Below are 17,272 nucleotides of genomic sequence, written 5' to 3'. Positions count from 1 at the left end.
TCTTTACCAGATTGGACTATGGTGCCCACCGGTTACCCGGAGGCTGCCCGTTCGGCAGATGGCAAAGAGGACCCGGACATGAAGCGCTGCCTTTTCGTCGATGATTCGAGCGTCATCAGGAAGGTCGCAAAACGCATTCTTGGCGGCTCGGACATGATTGTCATGGAAGCCTCGAGCGGACTTGAAGCCACCGAGATGTGCGCCGGCGACATGCCGGACGTCATCGTCATCGACGGCGGCCTGACCGATGTCCAGGCGGCGGACCTCATTCGTCGCATCCGCGCCATGGAAAGCCCCATCAAGCCGCAGATCCTGGTCTCGCTGGTCGAGGTCGACGTCGCGGCGATCATGCGCGCCAAGCGCGCCGGCGCCCAGGGCTATCTGCTGAAACCCTTCAACCGGGCGCAATTGCTCGAAAGCTTCCGTGTCCTGAAGATAGCCGCCTGATTCGCTAATGCATGTCGCCCAGAAGTGCGCGGCGGTTCTGGGACAACGACATGCATCAAAACAAAGACTTAAGGCGCGTCGCCTGAATCCGGTTCAGCGCGACGCGCTTTAAGAGCAATTCCAGGAAAAGTGTGAGCGGTTTTCCGTCCAGAATTGTGTTAAAACAACAGAGCATTTTCAAACGAAAAACCCGGCCGAGGCCGGGTTTCTTGTTTGAAATCAAATGGATCGCTTATGCGCTGACGCGGATATCTTCCGGCTCGCGCAGCACATAGCCGCGGCCCCACACCGTCTCGATGTAGTTCTGGCCGCCGGACGCCGCGTCGAGTTTCTTGCGCAGCTTGCAGATGAAGACGTCGATGATCTTCAGCTCCGGCTCGTCCATGCCGCCATAGAGATGGTTGAGGAACATTTCCTTGGTGAGCGTCGTGCCCTTGCGCAGCGAGAGCAGCTCCAGCATCTGATATTCCTTGCCGGTCAGGTGCACGCGCTGGCCGCCGACCTCGACCGTCTTGGCGTCGAGATTGACCACCAGGTCGCCAGTGGTGATGACCGACTGGGCATGGCCCTTGGAGCGGCGCACGATCGCATGGATGCGCGCCACCAGTTCGTCCTTGTGGAAGGGCTTGGTCATATAATCGTCGGCACCGAAGCCAAGGCCGCGCACCTTGTCCTCGATGCCGGCCATGCCGGAGAGGATCAGGATCGGCGTCTTGACCTTGGAGAGGCGCAGGGTGCGCAGCACTTCATAGCCCGACATGTCGGGGAGATTGAGATCCAGCAGGATGATGTCGTAGTCGTAGAGCTTGCCGAGATCGACACCTTCTTCGCCGAGATCGGTCGTATAGACGTTGAAGCTTTCCGATTTCAGCATCAGTTCGATGCTCTGTGCGGTTGCACTGTCATCTTCAATCAGCAGAACACGCATTTCATTCCCCTTTTCTGCTGCCGGACCGTGTCACGACCCGTCCGGAACCCGGAGCAGTGATTGCCTGAACAGAAGGTGCCACCGACTGGTTAACAAATCCTAATTTCGTGCCATCCACGATACCAGATTTTTTAACCCCTTTCTACACCCACTTGAATCTAATAACGAATCACAGACCAAAACAGCTGATGCACCACATTAATAAGTCAGCCTAAGTGACTCCAGAGACTCGCTGGCCCGGGCTTCCGCCGAGTGCCGGAATTTTTACCCGGCCTTAAGTCCTCGCCCGTATGATTAACAATGCCCGTAAACGAATGGTTACCGCCGGCAAAAATCTTTAGGGCTTTGTTTCCCATAGCCCAGGGAAAGCCGGGGGAAACGGGCGGCGCTTGGGTCGTTCCGGGCGCACTGGGCGGTATTGCAAGTGTGCGTTTGCGGAGTATCGAGTCATGAAGTCACGTGAAAACCTCGTTCGGCTGAAGCAGTTTCAGGTGAATGAGAAACGGCGCCAGCTCCTGCAGCTGGACATGATGATCGCCGAGTTCGAGCGCATGGCCGTCGAGCTGGAAGCGCAGATCATCGCCGAAGAGAAAAAAGCCGGCATCACCGACATCAACCATTTCGCCTATCCGACCTTCGCCAAGGCGGCTCGCCTGCGCCGCGACAACCTCAGGAACTCACAAAGCGACCTCGCCCAGCAGCGAAGCGCTGCCGAATCATTACTCGGCGAAGCTGAAGCGGAGCTGTCCAAGGCCGAGATGCTGGAATCGCGGGACACCAAGATCCGCGAGGCCGAAACGGGCGGCCGCAGCGCCATGATCGGCTGATCGCCGGGCGCATTCGCAGTCATGCCGGAGACCTGCCGGCATCTTCAGAACCGGCAATCGGTAAAAATCGGCCTTGCCGCCTCAGGGCACGGCGCCCATCTCGCCATGATCGGCCGATGCCCGGGCCCTGGCATCCTTTATTTCGGGCGCATGCTCTTCCGCCCAGGAGCGGATTTGGCTGAGCAGGCCCGCCAGGTTCTGGCCAAGCTCCGTCAGCTCATACTCCACGCGCGGCGGAATGACCGCAAACACCTCGCGCCGCACGAGGCCGTCGCGCTCCAGCACACGCAGCGTCTGGGTCAGCATTTTGGGCGTGATGCCTTCCAGCTTGCGCGCCAGCTCGCCATTTCGCAACCGGCCGCGCCGCAGCGCGCAGACGGTGAGATAGACCCATTTGCTGGCCAGCATCTCGAGCACCGTATGCGACGGGCAGGTGCGCCGGAACGCGTCATAGCCGAATGGGGATCTGTCTTCGCTATCCATGAGGTGTCTATATATAGAAAAGGTACATACTCGACAATCGAATATTACTATCCAAATAATAGCGGCACAATCACTCGAACAGGAGGCGTTCATGCGTGCCGCTATCCAGACTTCCGTCGGCGGACCCGAGGTCCTTTTCGTGGCCGACCAACCCGACCCGGCGCTCAAGCCCGGTGAAGTGCTCGTCCGCGTCAGGGCGGCGGGCATCAACCCGGTCGACGGCGCCGTGCGCGGCGGTTTCTATCCGCTGCTCGGCGAACCGCCTTTCATCCTTGGCTGGGACATTTCGGGGACCGTCACGGCGCTCGGAGACGGCGTGACCGCCTTCAAGGTCGGCGACGAGGTGTTCGGCATGCCGCGCTTCCCCAAGCAGGCTGGAGCCTATGCCGAGCTTGCCGCGGCGCCGGCGGACGAGATCGCCGCGAAACCTGCCGCCATCGACCATGCGCATGCCGCGGCCTTGCCGCTGGCTGGACTGACCGCCTGGCAGGGCCTTGTCCGCCACGGCGGCCTGCAAGCGGATCAGCGCGCGCTGATCCATGCCGGAGCCGGCGGCGTCGGCCATCTGGCGGTACAGATCGCCAAGGCGCGCGGCGCTCATGTCATCGCGACGGCCAGCGCGGACAAGCTCGACTTCGTCCGCTCGCTCGGCGCCGACGACGTCGTTGACTACACCAAGGGCAACTTCGTCGAACAGGTCGGCAATGTCGATCTTGTGCTGGACCCCATCGGCGGCGACCATGCCGACGAGTCGCTGAAGGTGGTGCGTGATGGTGGCGTCCTGGTGTCGCTGCTCGACGTTCACGACGCCACCAGGGCGAAAGCCAAGATGCGCGGTGTTCGCGTCGAGCGCATGTCCGTGGTGCCCGATCGCCAGGGCCTTGTCGAGCTCGCCAGGCTCGTCGATGCTAGGAAGCTCGTGCCGCATGTGGCGAAAGCCTTTCCGCTCGACGAGGCGGGGGCCGCCCACGCTTTGCTCGCCACCCGGCCGATCGGCAAGGTCGTGCTGACGGTCTGAGGCTTCTGCAAAATCGAAAAGGGCGCGGTGTTCCGCGCCCTTTTCCTTTTACGTCTCTCCGGCCTAGAGCAATTCCAGGAAAAGTGTGAGCGGTTTTCCGTCCGGAATTGCGTCAAAACAAGGAGATAGTGCGCTTCGCCGTTTCCATGAAACGGTGAAACGCACTAGTGCCGGTATTGCTGGATCCGCGTGGTGCGCAGCCCGGCAAGGCCATATTCATCGATCGATGCCTGCCAGGAGAGAAATTCTTCGGTGGTGAGCTTGTAGCGCTGGCAGGCTTCCTCAAGGCTGAGCAGGCCGCCACGTACCGCTGCGACCACTTCCGCCTTGCGCCGGATAACCCAGCGCCGCGTGTTCGTCGGCGGCAGATCGGCGATCGTAAGAGGGCTGCCGTCGGGCCCAATAACATACTTGACTCTAGGTCTAACCAGATCGGTCATCGTACTCTCTACTAAAAACTCAAAGACCCAATCCCCGCCACAGTACCGCCACAGCTTTAAAAATTGCCTAAGCGAACCCTAATCACTAGGTAAGGATCGTGAACGCCCGGTTAGGATTTCGTTTAGAATTTGAAACAGCGGCCTCCAGGCCCTGAAATTGCCCGGAATCTCGTCCTGGGCCGCAAGCTGGCGCATACGTGGCGCTTGACCTATATTCCGGCCATTGGCATTGAGCGCCGCACAGTGAAAGCATCATGAACAGCCTCGATCTCCCTCGCCGCCCCGAAGAAACCCGCATCGTCGTCGCGATGTCGGGCGGTGTCGATTCGTCGGTGGTCGCAGGCATCCTGAAGTGCGAAGGCTATGACGTCGTCGGCGTGACGCTGCAGCTTTACGATCACGGCGCGGCCACTCATCGCGCCGGTTCGTGCTGCGCCGGGCAGGATATCGACGATGCCCGCCTTGTCTCCGAGACGCTCGGCATCCCGCATTACGTGCTCGACTACGAGGAGCGCTTCCGCAAGGCGGTCATCGATCCCTTCGCCGAGAGCTATGTCGCCGGCGAGACGCCGATCCCTTGCGTGTCCTGCAATCAGACGGTGAAGTTCGCCGATCTTCTGGCGACCGCGCAGGATCTCGGCGCCGACGCTTTGGCCACCGGCCATTACATCCGTTCGCGCGCCAATGGCGCGCATCGCGCGCTCTACCGGCCGGTCGACGCCGACCGCGACCAGAGCTATTTCCTGTTCGCCACCACGCAGGCTCAGATCGATTACCTTCGATTTCCGCTCGGCGGTCTGTCGAAGCCGCAGGTCCGCGCCATCGCCGAGGAGATGGGTCTGACCGTCGCCGCCAAGCAGGACAGCCAGGACATCTGCTTCGTGCCGCAGGGCAAGTATTCCGACATCATCGCCAAGCTGAAGCCGGCCGCCGCCAATCCCGGCGACATCGTCCATATCGACGGCCGCGTGCTCGGCCGCCACGAAGGCATTCTGCGCTACACGATCGGCCAGCGCCGCGGCATCGGCATCGCCTCGGGCGAGCCGCTCTATGTCGTCCATCTCGACGCCGACCGGGCGCGCGTCATCGTCGGCCCGCGCGAGGCGCTGGAGACGCACAAGATCTATCTGCGCAACATGAACTGGCTGGGCGATGGGCCGCTGTCGGACGTTCCGGCCGGCGGTATCGAGCTTTTCGCAAAAGTCCGCTCGACCAGGCCGCCACGCCCGGCCGTGCTGCGTCACCGCAACGGCGTGACCTCCGTCGAGCTGGCCGATGGCGAGTCCGGTATCGCGCCTGGGCAGGCCTGCGTGCTCTATTCCGACGACGGCAACGAGGCGCGCGTGTTCGGCGGCGGCTTCATCGAGCGCTCCGAACGCGGCGCCGAGGCCGAGGCCATGCTGTCCAGGCTAGCCGCCAGGCCGGCGCAGATTCCCGCCGAGTAAATTCTCAGTCTGATTGCCGCTTCAGGATCGGCTCAGGCGGACGAGCCGGTATGGATCACCGTGCCGGCGGTCAGGATGCGCAGCACCCGGATCGCTTCCTCGCCGTCGGTGCGCGGCTCGGCGCGCGTCTCGATGCATTGCATGAAATGGGCAAGCTCGCGCGTCAGCGGCATGCCTTCGCCTACGGGCACATAGGAAGGCTCATTGGCGGTGAATGCCCACTGGCCGCTGTCCTGCCAGACCGCGTGGCGGTAGACGGCAAGCTTGCGCTCCCAGGGCTCGACGTCGTCGAACACCGCCATCGCCTTGGTGCCGACGACCGTCAGCCGCCGCTCGCGATAGGGATTGAGGCGCGAGGCGAAGAGATGGCTGCGCAGGCCGTTCGGGAAACGCATATGCAGATGCGCGAAGTCGCTGAGATTGTCGAGGAGCGCCGCGCCCTCGCCCCTCACCTCGATCGGCTCGGTGCCGGTTATGGCGAGGATCATCGACAAATCGTGCGGCGCCAGATCCCAAAGCGCGTCGTTCTCGGTGTGGAACTTGCCCAGGCCGAGCCTGTGCGAGTGAATGTAGCGCACCTCGCCCAGCTCGCCATTGTCGATCAGCGCCTTCAGCGTCTCGAAGGCCGGATGGAAGCGCAGCACATGGCCGACCATGAACACGCGGCCATTGTCTTTTGCCGCCTTCACGGCGCGCTCGGCATCGGCGACGGTCAGCGCGATCGGCTTTTCCACCAGCACGTCCTTGCCGCTCTCGACGGCGCGCACCGCGGTGTCGGCATGGAATTGCGGCGGCAGCGCCATGACGATGGCGTCGATGTCGGTTCGCTCGAACAGCATGTCCGGCTCGATCGCCAGGCAATCCTGCTCGCTGGCGAAACCTTCGGCGCGAGCGCGGTTGACGTCGGAAACGGCATGCAGCGCGCCAAGCGCCTTGAGGGTGCGGATATGGTTGCTGCCCCAGTATCCGCAACCGAGGACGGCGATGCGCGGCTTCATTCGCTCAAACTCTAGAATTTCATGGCCGAGACATAGCGACGTGCCCCGCCGAACTCAACCCCGGGACGTGCCCTGAGTGTCTGTCCGGCAAAGCTTTTCTGGGATGAGATTATGCCGGCCCGATTATGCCGGCATGTCGGCCTCATCCAAGCTTGACAGGCTCACCCTCCCAACCTTATATCCGCGCGACCTTGGCGAACGCCTCGCGACGCCCGTCCATCCAGGACGGTTTTGCGGGCCATTTGCCACCCTGGCGGGGTAGCTCAGTTGGTTAGAGCACGGGAATCATAATCCTGGGGTCGGGGGTTCAAGTCCCTCTCCCGCTACCATCAATACAGCGTTAGGCGCCTCTCCTGGTTTGCGGTTTGCCAGGTTGAGGAGCTCCGCCAGCGCACCGTGGACCTTGAGCTCAATCTGCCCCCTGCCCTCGGTTGGAATGATCTCGATCTTCGCAACTAGCGAGCGGACAATCCTCGCTGCCTCGTGACGCTCGCTTTCGTCGGATTGCAGGGCCATCTGGAGTTCCGATACTTTGCGGCGATAAGCCTCGACCGCCGCCGGGTGAAACTCCACGATGCTTTCAGCGGCTGCCATGGCCTGAAGCTCTCGCGCTAGACTTTCTTTCTCGCTCTCCAGGTCCAGCAACTTCGATCTCATGCTGGCCGTCGAGACACCGTCAGCAATGGCATCGACGATATTGGCGATCTGCCTATCGATGCCGATCAGCCGCTTCTCAGCTTCCTTATTCCGTTGGCGGTTCATCGCATTCAGCCGCTTTTGCTCGGCGTGATACTCGGCAAGGAAGCCCGCGATAGCATCTGGCGCCAGCAATCGCCGCTGGACGCCAGCAAGCACACGCTTTTCGAGGTCGCCAACACGGATCGTCCTGCTGTTGGTGCAGGTACCTTTCTCACGATGCGCAGCACAGGCCAGTTGGTCTTGATTCTTCACGGTATAGGAAGCGCCACAGCAGCCGCACCGTACGAGCCCTGAGAACATATGTTTCGGCCGTCGGCGATGATGGAGCTTCGCACCTCCATACACCTTCTTGCGAGCTTGGGCTGCTTCCCATAGCGCATCATCCACGATGCGCAGATGCGACACCTCCATGACCTGCCACGTTTCGGGCGGGTTCGGCCGCGAGATGCGCTTGCCGGTTTCTGGATCCTTCACCATCTTGATACGGTTGAAAACGAGCAACCCAATATAGATTTCGTTGTAAAGGAAGCCGCTTCTTCGCTTGAGATTGCCGTTGATCGTCGAGGCGCCCCAAGCACCACCAAAGGGCGATGGGATACCTTCCTTATTGAGGTCAGCAGCTATCGCACGCGCTGATCGACCGACAGCGAACTCCTGAAAGATTCTACGCACGACCTGGGCTTGATGCTCATCGATCTCGCGCAGACCGCGGATCGGTTCGCCGCTTTCATCGAGCTTTTTGACCACGCGATAGCCATAGGAAAGGCCACCAGCGGCATATCCATTCAGTATTCGTCCACTTTGTCCGCGCCTGATCTTAACCGCAAGGTCACGCAGGAAGAGCGCGTTCATCGTTCCCTTGAGGCCTACATGAAGTTCGTCGACCGCACCCTCGGAGAGGGTGACGAGGTTGACGCCGGCGAAGCGCAGCCGTTTGAAGAGACCCGCCACATCTTCCTGGTCGCGTGAGAGGCGATCAAGCGCCTCGGCAAGAACGATCTCGAACTGCCCGCTTTGAGCATCACTCAGGAGCCGCTGAATGTCTGGTCGGCGGACAATGCTTGCACCAGAGATGGCAGCATCGGCATAGGTCCCAACGACAGTCCATCTCTCTTTAAATGAGTGTTCTCGGCAAAGCCGCAGTTGGTCCTCGATGGAGGCTTCGCGTTGGTTGTCGGACGAATAGCGGGCATAGAGCGCAACACGGGTCATGGCGGCGGATCCTCTCTCCTATTCCCAGGGGGTTTGCCATCCGGCCCCCTAGCCTCTCCCTCTCGGCGGCCCGGCCGATTGTCGTTGGCCGCCAGCCCCGCCTCGAATGCCTCCCGCGCCAGCTGCCGGCCGATCAGCCGGGCGATATCCAGCACGACCCGATCCAGCCTGGTCGCCATGTTTTCTGGGCGCCCATCGGGGTTGGCGAGGTCGCCGTTGTCGTTCGCCGGAACCAAAGCCTGTGGTCCAGTCCTGGTTTTCTCTGCCATCGCGGTCGCGCTCCCAATGGTTGGATCGACCCGCTAGCGGAGGCCTTCGGAGGGCGAAGGAAAGCACAAAGTTCATGTCTTAGGGCCACAGCGTGCAATGACTTGCGTCGTGCGGTTTCGTCTCAATCGCTAAGGTCGGGCTGCAGGCGACAAGTGGGAACGTCCTGATGCTGACATCCAGCCAAACCATCAGTGGAAGCGACCCGTCGCAATCGATAATCCCGGGCTGTTGATACACTTCAGAGGACGTGTCGGAAGTCGGCTAAATCGCTACACTGCTCCGCCTCGCCTTCCTCTTTGAGCGCAGCGACCAGTTTGACTGCGGACTCCCAATGCTTGGCGACATCGCTCCGCGTCCTTTCCCGGCTCCGGCAACCAACCGGCAAATCCCCTGCGATCGCCTTTAAGTCACGCAGTACGGAAGCTATGTGCGGCCATGGGAAGTCGGTTGGGTCACCAATATCTCGATCAGCCCCAACGATCATTTCCAACTTGGCGATGACGCCGATGAGCGAAGTAGCCGCGACTTCGGGGATCGAATCTTGAAGTTTCAGAGCTTCGGTCATCGCAAAGACCTCAGCCTCCCGCGCAACCGCATACTCCAGTCGACCACCGAGAGTACCCGCCGTTCGGTCTTGAAATCGCGTTGGTGAATCTGCGGTCAATCCCTGAATTCCGGGATTGACCATGATTTGGCTCTCCAACCGCTGCTGGACACGGCACAGCAGCAGGGAGACGTACCGAGCCATTTGCCAATCGCTCGCCAGCAGAAGTGCGGGATCGCGTAGGGCTGCCGGTTGCAATTCTGGCTCGTTGCGGCCTGCGGCGAGAACAATCGGCTTTTTCGCTGCCACAGCATGGTATCCTTCCGTGGGCACTCCCGCTCAGTGGGTCCAAAACCAATCACAGAACCCGGCTCTCCCAATGCTTGTAGAGAATACTCCGTGGTGAAATACTCTGCAAGGCGCTGTTCTCGGATTCATGGAAATCCGAGAAGCGTTCGCGCAAAACCTAAGAGCCTTACGGCGGGCCAGAGGCCTGTCACAGGAAGAGCTTGCCCACCAAGCTGGGATCGATCGCACCTATATCAGTGCGTTGGAACGCAACGTGTACAACCCGAGCATCGATGTCGTTGACCGGCTGGCTGAAGTGCTGGGCGTGGATGTCGCAGAATTGCTGAAGCGACCCTCAGCTGATCCGCAGAGATCGAAGTCTGAGCTTGACGAATAGAGACGCATGGATATGCGCCAGCTAACTTCGCCCGTACTCGGCGAGGCCTGACGCAGGCGACAGCGCCGTAGCGAGCGAGCGGCGGGTTTGCGCCCCATTCCGGTCGTTCATCCACCTCCCGGGGGTTCCCGAAGGAGGACAGTCTGCTCACTGGCCGGACGCCAACATTTGAATGCAACTGCAACTTGTCGTTAGCTTGTAATTCCGTGCCTAGCCTAAGCGATTGCGTTCTTGCAATCTCCCAGGTCAAGCTCCAGAGCCAGTTAACATCAGTGGATCTCTAATGAGTGCGCGCTTATCGACTGCCATTAGGATCGGGGAAGCCGCAAAGGCGATCTTTCGAAAAACTCAGAGCTTTCCAAGTCGAGAATTCGGAGAGCATGCAGACCAGAGCGAACGCGAACACGTCGGTGTTGAACCAATGCTTTTGGCGCTTTCGATGGAGCTGGCACTCAAAGCGTGGTTCGTCTTCGACTACGACGATCCAAGAGTTATCAAATCGCACAACCTGATAAAGCTGTTTGATCGCCTAAAGCCCGAAAGCCAAGAGAAACTCAACGCTGAGTTCAAAAGGTCAGTGGTCCCGTATCATCCCCATGGTTTCTACTTCGACTACAGTATTCGCTACATTTTGCATCAGCACTAGGATGCCTTCACCGACTGGCGCTACTTTCACGAGGCGAAGAAATCGATGATGTTCGATCAGGGTGCTTTTGAGGCAACGCTCGAAATGGTGCTCCGTGAGTTCGAGAAAAGGTATCGCATTGAGCGGGTGAAGCCGCTTTCGCCATCCTGAACGCAATCCGGATCGGAGGCCCTCGATTCGGCAGTGAATGCTCGTTTCGAGCCGTAGCTTCGTGCAGGAGATTTCCGTGCCGGAGCGAAGGGCTAACGACCGCAATGAGGGGATCCCCAGAACTGTGCTGCGGGAATGTCTGCTTACTACATTTCAATTCCGAGATCGGATTATCCGAAATTGGCCCAGAAGCGGTCGTCAGGCAACCGAGGAGACAGTCAGGAATGGCCAAAGGTCTTTATCGCTTTAGCGACGATGCCGTGATGGTTCTTTACGAGCAAAACTCAATGATTTTGCCGAACAGCGACTATGTGGAAAGAGGCCACACGCCAGACCTCGACAAGTTGCCTACCCATGCCGAGTGGGTGGCATGGCATCGTGCTAACGGAAGTGAAGGCCAGACGCATACGGAATGGTTGGCATGGCGCGATGCCCACGGAGACGACCACTAGTCCGAGGCTTAGAGCTCTGCCCTCTGCACCATAAATGCTGTCACCATGGAGGATGCGGCAGAGGTGGGTAGGCGCATGGCCATGTGATCCATCGCTGTCAGGTTGAGTTGATATCAGCAAGAGTCTGTTGCCGAATGGCAGCAATCCGCTGAACTCGCTCGGATAGCGGATCGACGGCTATCGGCCCCATTGCTGCCTGTCTAAAATGCGCCTGTCAGCCGACAGGCGCGCTATCGAATCAAAAATAGCCCTTAGCTATTAAATCAGACGTCATCTGATCGATAGCGTTGGCGCACTCTGACGGACCGATCTTCGCGGAAATTCGGTTGAAGCGAAGGGCCTTGTCCGTGGCCAAAACTTGCCACTTTAAGTCCTCGTCGGGCCGAAGCCTCTCTGCCAAATTTAAAGCTGCATCCTGAGCCGTACGGTATTTGATGTCCTCTTTGCAAGTGTAGGTTAATTTCATCATCTCAAGCCATGCATCCAGCCTCGGATTCGCGGCTGCTCGGTCAGCAAAAGCTAAACAAATCATTCCCACAGTCAGAATCACTCGTTTCATGAAGGAATTTCCTGATTATTGATCGTCACCGAACCACTATGACATAGCTCTCAACGAATATCGAGATACTCATAACGCAACTGGCCGCTTGGCGGCTAGGCTTGCGCCGCCACTAAGGCGGCGCTCATGTCGGGAATGGCTGATCCTACTTTGGCGGGGTCTCCCAAGAAGTTGAAAACGCCCCCCCCCCAGCGAGACCTCGGTTTCGCGTTGATCCTCATCGCATGCAGAAAGTTAGGACTCGGCCATTGTTCCCAACACTTTTAAACAAAATAACATAATGTAGCGAAGCAATTTTTTACCGAATCGAAATGTACTTATTGCAGCATAGAAAGATGGCATCATAGTATAAATTACTATTCGGTTAATATCAGCTAATACTAATTAAAGAACACTTTTCAGCTTTGATCTTCGGTTTGGGCCGCCGCAGCCTCAAAGAGTTACGATCGTGGCGAGACCGGATGCATGGTTGTGTCAAGCTCTACCCAATCCACGATGTTGTCTCGCTGTGAGTTAACTGCCTCCTTAGGAGAGTACAATGGCAATTGATGATGTCTTATCTCATGTCGATTTCAGCGCCACCAACCCGAGTTACGTGGGTTTGATAACAACTGCTATCAGGAACCTGTACGGAGACGCATCGAATTCGACTGGCTCCGCAGAAGCTAGGAAGATGTTTGACATACTGGTCAATGGAAATTTTACGCTCAGCTATGTCGATGCACTTGGCACCGGAAATAAGGCTCCGCCTTTCGGTCTCACCGTATTTTTCGATCACGGTGAATGGCAAAGAATGAAATCAGTAACAAGTGATGGAGACGTTACACAATATTCGATAGAGCACCTTATTGCACATGAAACGATTCACGCAATACTCGGACTTGAGGATCCGAAGCTGGCAAATTTGACCACACCCGGAGTCGATTATAGCGGTGGAGCGGTGCCGAAAGAAAATATTATGTTGTCCGAGATGGGTGATCCTAATGACAGGGCATCATACGTGAACATCGTATGGTCGGAGAAGGTAGGGGAAATACAAGGTCCGGTATCGGGAGGATTGACTGACGGAGAGCACGTCAGCCTTGTTGTTACGGATAACCAGCCTATTAGCAATATCAACGTTAGTGACAGAACAGTCGATACGCTTCTCATTGGTCTCGCCGGAAATGATAAGATTATTGGCGGATCGGCAAACGACTACATCTACGGTGGGCCGGATAACGACACTGTACATGGAATGGCAGGAGACGACAGCCTTTACGACGGATCGGGCTTAGATTTCTTGGACGGTGGCGCTGGAGATGACTCCTACTATCTTTCAAATGACAGTGAACGAGATATAGTTACCGTTGGACAGGGGTATGATTATATTGAGGGGGGTGATGCGAACGATAGAATCGTTCTGCGAGCTGATATGCTTGGCCTTGATCCGAACGTTAATACTCAAGGGTGGTCAAGCCCGGCTACTGGTATCCAAGACGGTACGAAAGGTGTTCCGCTTCTTGGTGGATTTATTTACTACACATCACCAGAGGCAACTGACGCGGCGTTTACGCCCGTCGGTGAGAAAGAGTATGAGCACCATATCCAGCCCCCGGAGGGACCGGAAGTAATAGAGTATGAGATAGGCGACTTCCTTACCGACCGATGGACTGAGTTTACGAGTGTGAATTTGAACGGCGATCACCCACCGACCGTTTGGGGATCGTTTAACGTTCATTATCAGCTACAACAGACCCCGTGGCAGACACAGGCGATGTATATAGAAATTGACTACTGGCAGGGCGGCCAGGCGCAGAGCGCTCAGGTATTCATCGAAAATTTTGAAGAGGGCGACTTCGGCATTGTCTTGGCTAATAAATCGCAGGCGGATAGTTCGCACTATGAAGGTCCTGGCCCTGTGCTGTTTTTCGGTGAGGAGCATGCCGAGTATATCAGCAACCACGGTGCGTATATAACTATTCCGACAGCAGCGCCACCACCGGTGCAGGAGCCGCAGCAGCGCACCGCGCCCGTTGAAGAACAATTCAGGCAGCATCCCACGGATGGCCCCCTATCCGCTTCGCTCGCTCCTGTGGCGCCTTTCCCAGAGAACGTCGCCTGCGAGGATTGGGCACAGGTCAAGGCGAGCGATCATGAGGGGTGGGCCGGTTCCGCGTTTACCCAAGACCTGTTTGAATATATCCCGCACAGTGCCAATGAATGGTCTGATATATCTGCATTGGCTAGCATCTCGACCGGCGGCCTTTGGTACGAGCCCGAGCCGATCGGTGGGCTTGTATGATTGAGGCGATTTTGACTAATTGAATCCGCGATCGACCCCGCGAGCACTGCTCGCGGCTCGGTCTTCCCGCACGTTGGAGCAACTAGATGACAAGGACCGTTTCGACGGCTCTGTTTTCCAAGAGCATTTTTGAGATCGGCCTATTCTCCATGATAGTCAACACTTTGCTCCTGGTCATGCCGCTATTCATGCTGCAGGTCTATGATCGGGTTTTGCCTGGCGCCAGCGTCGACACGCTGATCTACCTTTCGATTATCGCCATCCTCGCACTGGCCTTTCTTGGCCTGTTTGAAATCATCCGCTCGATCTATTCGCAGCGGGCCGCTGCTTCGATCGACAAGCGGCTGGGATCGCGAGCGTTCAGAGCCTCATTGTCCGGTCCGCGTGCCGACGCTGGCGACATTCAGCCGCTGCGTGACCTCGCCACTGTCCGCTCTTTCATTGGCTCACGCAGCCTGATGACGTTGTTCGATCTGCCATTCGCGCCCGTGTTCCTGATCCTGCTTGGCTTCATCCATCCGGCCCTGTTCTGGCTGACACTTGGTGGCGCTGTGATCATGATTGTCCTGGTGATGCTTAACCAGTTCGTCAACGGCAAGAATTCGGGGGCGGCCTCGGAGCAAGCGGTACGCGCCAATCTTGCCGCGCAGGCCTTCGCCCGCAATGCCGAAACCCTGAAGGCGATGGGCATAAGCGGCAATGCCACGGAGGTATGGGGCAGGGTCTTTGGCGGTTCGCTCTACCTCCAGGATCGGACCTCGGCGATTAATGCCGTTTTCAGCGGCATATCCCGTTCGACGCGGATGCTGCTGCAACTCGCAATCCTGGGTGTCGGCGCCTCGCTGGTCCTCGCCGGCGAGATGACGGCGGGCATGATCTTTGCAACCTCGATCATATCGGGTAGGGCTCTGCAGCCCCTCGACCAGCTAATCGGTGGCTGGCGCCAGACCGTCGAGGCACGTCGGGCATGGCAACGTCTAGGGAAGTCGCTTCCCCCGAGCGCCGACGGCCGGCAGAAGCTGCAGCTTCCCGATCCAACAGGCAGGATTTCAGTACGGGACCTGGTCTGTGTGCCGCCGGGGTCGCCACCCGGAACCGAGCCGATAATAAAGCGGCTAAACTTCGAGGTCGCCGCCGGCGAAGCGGTTGCCATTGTCGGTCCAAGCCGTGCTGGAAAGTCGACGCTGGCGCGGCTCTTGGTCGGCGCGATTTCGCCGAGCAGCGGCGTGGTGCAATTGGACGGCGCGGACCTGAGGACCTGGAACGAGGCTCAACTTGGCCGCAACATCGGCTATCTGGCACAGGACGTGCAGTTGCTGCCCGGGACAATCGCGGAAAACATCTCACGTTTCGATCTATCGGCTACCGACGAGGCCATTGTCGAGGCCGCGCAGGCTGCCCACGCGCACGATCTCATCCTGTCGCAGCGCGAAGGTTATCAGACGCAGATAGGTTCGGCTGGCATCGCGTTGTCGGGCGGTGAGCGCCAACGAATAGGGCTGGCGCGGGCATTCTTCGCCAAGCCGAAGATCCTAATCCTTGACGAACCCAACGCGAACCTCGACCAAGACGGCGAGGCCGCCCTGGAGCGCGCAATTCGGCAGGCGCGTGGCAACAGCACGACTGTCATCATCATTACGCACCGCATGTCGATCGCGGCGGCATGCGATCGTGTCCTGAAGCTCCGCGATGGCGCCATCGAGAAGTTTGGTCGAAGCTCCGACATTCTCGTTCCATTCACGGGTGCGGAACCGCCCAACGCCGCCACTCCGGCGCCGGCCCCGCAGATACAATTGAGGTCGTTCAGCACCGGCAGCCAGGGTTCCGGTCGTTGGGGGCGTTCACTCAAGGCGGAGCAGGCTGGATCATGAGTGCCATCGGCTGGGAGCATTCGGTTCGGTCCAGCACTCGCTGGGTTGCGCTTGCCGGCTATGGCGCGATCGCGCTGCTCGTGGGCTGCTTCGGCTATTGGGCGGCGACCGCTCCGCTTTCCGGTGCTGCCGTCGCCCACGGAACGATCGCGGCGGCGGGCCGCAACATCCGGATACAGCACCTCGAAGGCGGTATCATCAAGGAAATTCGTATCGGCGAAGGCGATCATGTGCGGGCCGGGCAGGAACTAATCATCCTCGATGCTACAACCGCCAGGACGCAGGTCAACCGACTGAAGAAACGGTTTGTCTCGCTGTCAGCTAACGCGCAGCGACTTGCTGCTGAGAGGGATGGGGCGGAAACGTTGCACTTCGACACAATTTTAGATGCCCGCTCGAGTGGTGCGGAACTTGCTCATCTCGTTGACGAACAGAAGAAAGAGTTTGAGGCCCGGCTTGCCCGGTTCCGGTCAGAGCAAGGCATCCTGCACCAGCGCGTCGCAACGCTTACAGAATCGCTCGCCGGTCTCACCGCGCAGATGAAGGCAATAGAAAACCAGCTTTTAATCGTGGCGGACGAACTCAAGAGGAAGAAGACGCTGGTCGAGCAGGGGCTGACCAACCATTTCGAATACACTCAGATCCAGCGCAACCAGGCCGACCTGACCGGCCAGGCTGGAGCAATCGCTTCGGAACTCGCCTCCGCGCGCAGCCAGATTGTTGAGGCGAATGAACAGATTGAGCGCGGCAAGAGCCAGCGGGTCGAACAGGCCGTCAGCCAACTATCCGAGACGAGAACATCGCTGGCCGATGTCGAGGAACAGACCCTGGCCGCGGAGGCCGTGCTTAGCCGTACGATCGTAAAGGCGCCAACTGACGGGATCGTGGTGTCTAGCGTCTTCAATTCGCCGGGCAGCGTCATCTCGCCCGGCGAAAAGCTGATGGAGATCCTACCGACTAGTTCACAGGTCATAGTCGAGGCGCGGCTCAGTCCGGGCGACATTGATGCCGTCCATGCCGGCCAGAAGGCCCGGCTACGGCTTTCCGCGCTCAATGCCCGCCTTACGCCGGAGGTTGCAGCGACGGTGAGCAGTGTCTCAGCGGACCGGCTGGTCGACGAAAGCACGCATGAACCCTATTACAGGGCCATTCTGCATATTGCGAAAGACCTACCTGCCAGTGTGACGGCGGATCAACTCTATCCAGGTATGCCCGTAGAAACCTTCATCAGCACAGGTGATCGCACTTTTGCCGAATATCTTGTGCGGCCGGTACTAGACTCATTCCACCGCTCGTTCGTGGAAGAGTAAAGCC

17 protein-coding genes and 1 tRNA gene are annotated in these 17,272 nt (G+C 58.7%); 11 read left to right on the top strand and 7 right to left on the bottom strand.

Going from position 1 to position 17,272, the window contains the following annotated elements; translation table 11 throughout:
- The first annotated feature begins 78 nt into the window (after window positions 1-78).
- Window positions 79-447: a response regulator gene (locus LB572_RS29665; protein ID WP_140806571.1), complete on the top strand. Its 369-nt coding sequence runs from the start codon at window positions 79-81 to the stop codon at window positions 445-447.
- 232 nt (window positions 448-679) lie between these two features.
- On the opposite strand, the gene ctrA is transcribed toward LB572_RS29665, so the two are convergent.
- Window positions 680-1,375 (bottom strand): response regulator transcription factor CtrA, encoded by a 696-nt coding sequence (ctrA, locus tag LB572_RS29660; protein WP_006203583.1) that lies wholly within the window; start codon window positions 1,373-1,375, stop codon window positions 680-682.
- Between the two features lie 449 nt (window positions 1,376-1,824).
- Here ctrA and LB572_RS29655 point away from each other — a divergent pair, with 449 nt between their 5' ends.
- The gene (locus tag LB572_RS29655; protein ID WP_140811206.1) at window positions 1,825-2,202 is read left to right on the top strand and encodes a flagellar export protein FliJ; all 378 of its coding nucleotides are present in this window, start codon (window positions 1,825-1,827) and stop codon (window positions 2,200-2,202) included.
- 81 nt (window positions 2,203-2,283) lie between these two features.
- Here LB572_RS29655 and LB572_RS29650 read toward each other — a convergent pair whose 3' ends face one another.
- Window positions 2,284-2,685 carry a winged helix-turn-helix transcriptional regulator gene (locus LB572_RS29650; protein ID WP_140653233.1) on the bottom strand — a complete coding sequence of 134 codons (402 nt, stop codon included), beginning with the start codon at window positions 2,683-2,685 and terminating at the stop codon, window positions 2,284-2,286.
- A 91-nt stretch (window positions 2,686-2,776) separates the two neighbouring features.
- Here LB572_RS29650 and LB572_RS29645 point away from each other — a divergent pair, with 91 nt between their 5' ends.
- Entirely contained in the window at window positions 2,777-3,703 is a 927-nt protein-coding gene (locus LB572_RS29645; RefSeq protein WP_224670227.1) for an NADP-dependent oxidoreductase, read from the top strand.
- A gap of 164 nt (window positions 3,704-3,867) precedes the next feature.
- Here LB572_RS29645 and LB572_RS29640 read toward each other — a convergent pair whose 3' ends face one another.
- Window positions 3,868-4,143 (bottom strand): DUF1153 domain-containing protein, encoded by a 276-nt coding sequence (locus tag LB572_RS29640; RefSeq protein WP_006203587.1) that lies wholly within the window; start codon window positions 4,141-4,143, stop codon window positions 3,868-3,870.
- Window positions 4,144-4,397: 254 nt separating this feature from the next.
- Between LB572_RS29640 and mnmA the strand changes: the two genes are divergently transcribed.
- A complete protein-coding gene (gene mnmA / locus LB572_RS29635) occupies window positions 4,398-5,588 on the top strand; it encodes a tRNA 2-thiouridine(34) synthase MnmA (protein ID WP_224670226.1) in 1,191 nt (396 codons plus the stop codon).
- Window positions 5,589-5,620: 32 nt separating this feature from the next.
- Here the strand turns inward: mnmA and LB572_RS29630 are convergent, their stop codons facing one another.
- Window positions 5,621-6,586, bottom strand: coding sequence for a Gfo/Idh/MocA family protein (locus LB572_RS29630; RefSeq protein WP_140809734.1), 966 nt, complete (start codon window positions 6,584-6,586; stop codon window positions 5,621-5,623).
- A 252-nt stretch (window positions 6,587-6,838) separates the two neighbouring features.
- On the opposite strand from LB572_RS29630, the gene LB572_RS29625 reads away from it, so the two are divergent.
- Window positions 6,839-6,915: transfer RNA gene (locus tag LB572_RS29625), tRNA-Met, on the top strand.
- Here the strand turns inward: LB572_RS29625 and LB572_RS29620 are convergent.
- Together LB572_RS29620 and LB572_RS29615 are read right to left on the bottom strand one after the other, a co-directional pair.
- Window positions 6,872-8,497, bottom strand: a complete 1,626-nt coding sequence (locus LB572_RS29620; RefSeq protein ID WP_224670243.1) for a recombinase family protein — start codon at window positions 8,495-8,497, stop codon at window positions 6,872-6,874. The genes LB572_RS29625 and LB572_RS29620 overlap by 44 nt on opposite strands.
- Window positions 8,498-9,005: 508 nt before the next feature.
- A complete protein-coding gene (locus tag LB572_RS29615; protein ID WP_224670225.1) occupies window positions 9,006-9,620 on the bottom strand; it encodes a hypothetical protein in 615 nt (204 codons plus the stop codon).
- 127 nt (window positions 9,621-9,747) lie between these two features.
- Here LB572_RS29615 and LB572_RS29610 point away from each other — a divergent pair, with 127 nt between their 5' ends.
- The 3 genes from LB572_RS29610 to LB572_RS29600 all read left to right on the top strand — a co-directional run bounded on the left by LB572_RS29610 (window position 9,748) and on the right by LB572_RS29600 (window position 11,244).
- Complete coding sequence (locus tag LB572_RS29610) at window positions 9,748-9,996, top strand: helix-turn-helix domain-containing protein (protein ID WP_224670224.1); 249 nt, start codon at window positions 9,748-9,750, stop codon at window positions 9,994-9,996.
- A 283-nt stretch (window positions 9,997-10,279) separates the two neighbouring features.
- Complete coding sequence (locus LB572_RS29605) at window positions 10,280-10,642, top strand: hypothetical protein (protein WP_224670223.1); 363 nt, start codon at window positions 10,280-10,282, stop codon at window positions 10,640-10,642.
- 374 nt (window positions 10,643-11,016) lie between these two features.
- Window positions 11,017-11,244, top strand: a complete 228-nt coding sequence (locus LB572_RS29600; protein ID WP_224670222.1) for a hypothetical protein — start codon at window positions 11,017-11,019, stop codon at window positions 11,242-11,244.
- A 238-nt stretch (window positions 11,245-11,482) separates the two neighbouring features.
- Here LB572_RS29600 and LB572_RS29595 read toward each other — a convergent pair whose 3' ends face one another.
- Window positions 11,483-11,803 (bottom strand): hypothetical protein, encoded by a 321-nt coding sequence (locus LB572_RS29595; RefSeq protein WP_224670221.1) that lies wholly within the window; start codon window positions 11,801-11,803, stop codon window positions 11,483-11,485.
- Between the two features lie 538 nt (window positions 11,804-12,341).
- Between LB572_RS29595 and LB572_RS29590 the strand changes: the two genes are divergently transcribed.
- The 3 genes from LB572_RS29590 (at window position 12,342) to LB572_RS29580 (ending at window position 17,268) form a co-directional block, all read left to right on the top strand.
- Entirely contained in the window at window positions 12,342-14,087 is a 1,746-nt protein-coding gene (locus LB572_RS29590; RefSeq protein WP_224670220.1) for a calcium-binding protein, read from the top strand.
- An 86-nt stretch (window positions 14,088-14,173) separates the two neighbouring features.
- Entirely contained in the window at window positions 14,174-15,958 is a 1,785-nt protein-coding gene (locus LB572_RS29585) for a type I secretion system permease/ATPase (protein WP_224670219.1), read from the top strand.
- The gene (locus tag LB572_RS29580) at window positions 15,955-17,268 is read left to right on the top strand and encodes an HlyD family type I secretion periplasmic adaptor subunit (protein ID WP_224670218.1); all 1,314 of its coding nucleotides are present in this window, start codon (window positions 15,955-15,957) and stop codon (window positions 17,266-17,268) included. Before LB572_RS29585 ends, LB572_RS29580 begins: the two co-directional genes overlap by 4 nt.
- Window positions 17,269-17,272: the final 4 nt, after the last annotated feature.

It is taken from the genome of Mesorhizobium sp. BH1-1-5, assembly GCF_020165615.1.
Classification (GTDB): Bacteria; Pseudomonadota; Alphaproteobacteria; order Rhizobiales; family Rhizobiaceae; genus Mesorhizobium.
Note: the sequence above shows the minus strand (reverse complement) of the source record. Positions and strands in the feature narration are given on the sequence as shown.

Bases quoted from the DNA above. Each gene is read 5' to 3' on its own strand.
- LB572_RS29665 (WP_140806571.1), top strand. From the start codon at position 79: ATGAAGCGCTGCCTTTTCGTCGATGATTCGAGCGTCATCAGGAAGGTC.
- ctrA (WP_006203583.1), bottom strand. From the start codon at position 1,375: ATGCGTGTTCTGCTGATTGAAGATGACAGTGCAACCGCACAGAGCATC.
- LB572_RS29655 (WP_140811206.1), top strand. From the start codon at position 1,825: ATGAAGTCACGTGAAAACCTCGTTCGGCTGAAGCAGTTTCAGGTGAAT.
- LB572_RS29650 (WP_140653233.1), bottom strand. From the start codon at position 2,685: ATGGATAGCGAAGACAGATCCCCATTCGGCTATGACGCGTTCCGGCGC.
- LB572_RS29645 (WP_224670227.1), top strand. From the start codon at position 2,777: ATGCGTGCCGCTATCCAGACTTCCGTCGGCGGACCCGAGGTCCTTTTC.
- LB572_RS29640 (WP_006203587.1), bottom strand. From the start codon at position 4,143: ATGACCGATCTGGTTAGACCTAGAGTCAAGTATGTTATTGGGCCCGAC.
- mnmA (WP_224670226.1), top strand. From the start codon at position 4,398: ATGAACAGCCTCGATCTCCCTCGCCGCCCCGAAGAAACCCGCATCGTC.
- LB572_RS29630 (WP_140809734.1), bottom strand. From the start codon at position 6,586: ATGAAGCCGCGCATCGCCGTCCTCGGTTGCGGATACTGGGGCAGCAAC.
- LB572_RS29620 (WP_224670243.1), bottom strand. From the start codon at position 8,497: ATGACCCGTGTTGCGCTCTATGCCCGCTATTCGTCCGACAACCAACGC.
- LB572_RS29610 (WP_224670224.1), top strand. From the start codon at position 9,748: ATGGAAATCCGAGAAGCGTTCGCGCAAAACCTAAGAGCCTTACGGCGG.
- LB572_RS29605 (WP_224670223.1), top strand. From the start codon at position 10,280: ATGAGTGCGCGCTTATCGACTGCCATTAGGATCGGGGAAGCCGCAAAG.
- LB572_RS29600 (WP_224670222.1), top strand. From the start codon at position 11,017: ATGGCCAAAGGTCTTTATCGCTTTAGCGACGATGCCGTGATGGTTCTT.
- LB572_RS29595 (WP_224670221.1), bottom strand. From the start codon at position 11,803: ATGAAACGAGTGATTCTGACTGTGGGAATGATTTGTTTAGCTTTTGCT.
- LB572_RS29590 (WP_224670220.1), top strand. From the start codon at position 12,342: ATGGCAATTGATGATGTCTTATCTCATGTCGATTTCAGCGCCACCAAC.
- LB572_RS29585 (WP_224670219.1), top strand. From the start codon at position 14,174: ATGACAAGGACCGTTTCGACGGCTCTGTTTTCCAAGAGCATTTTTGAG.
- LB572_RS29580 (WP_224670218.1), top strand. From the start codon at position 15,955: ATGAGTGCCATCGGCTGGGAGCATTCGGTTCGGTCCAGCACTCGCTGG.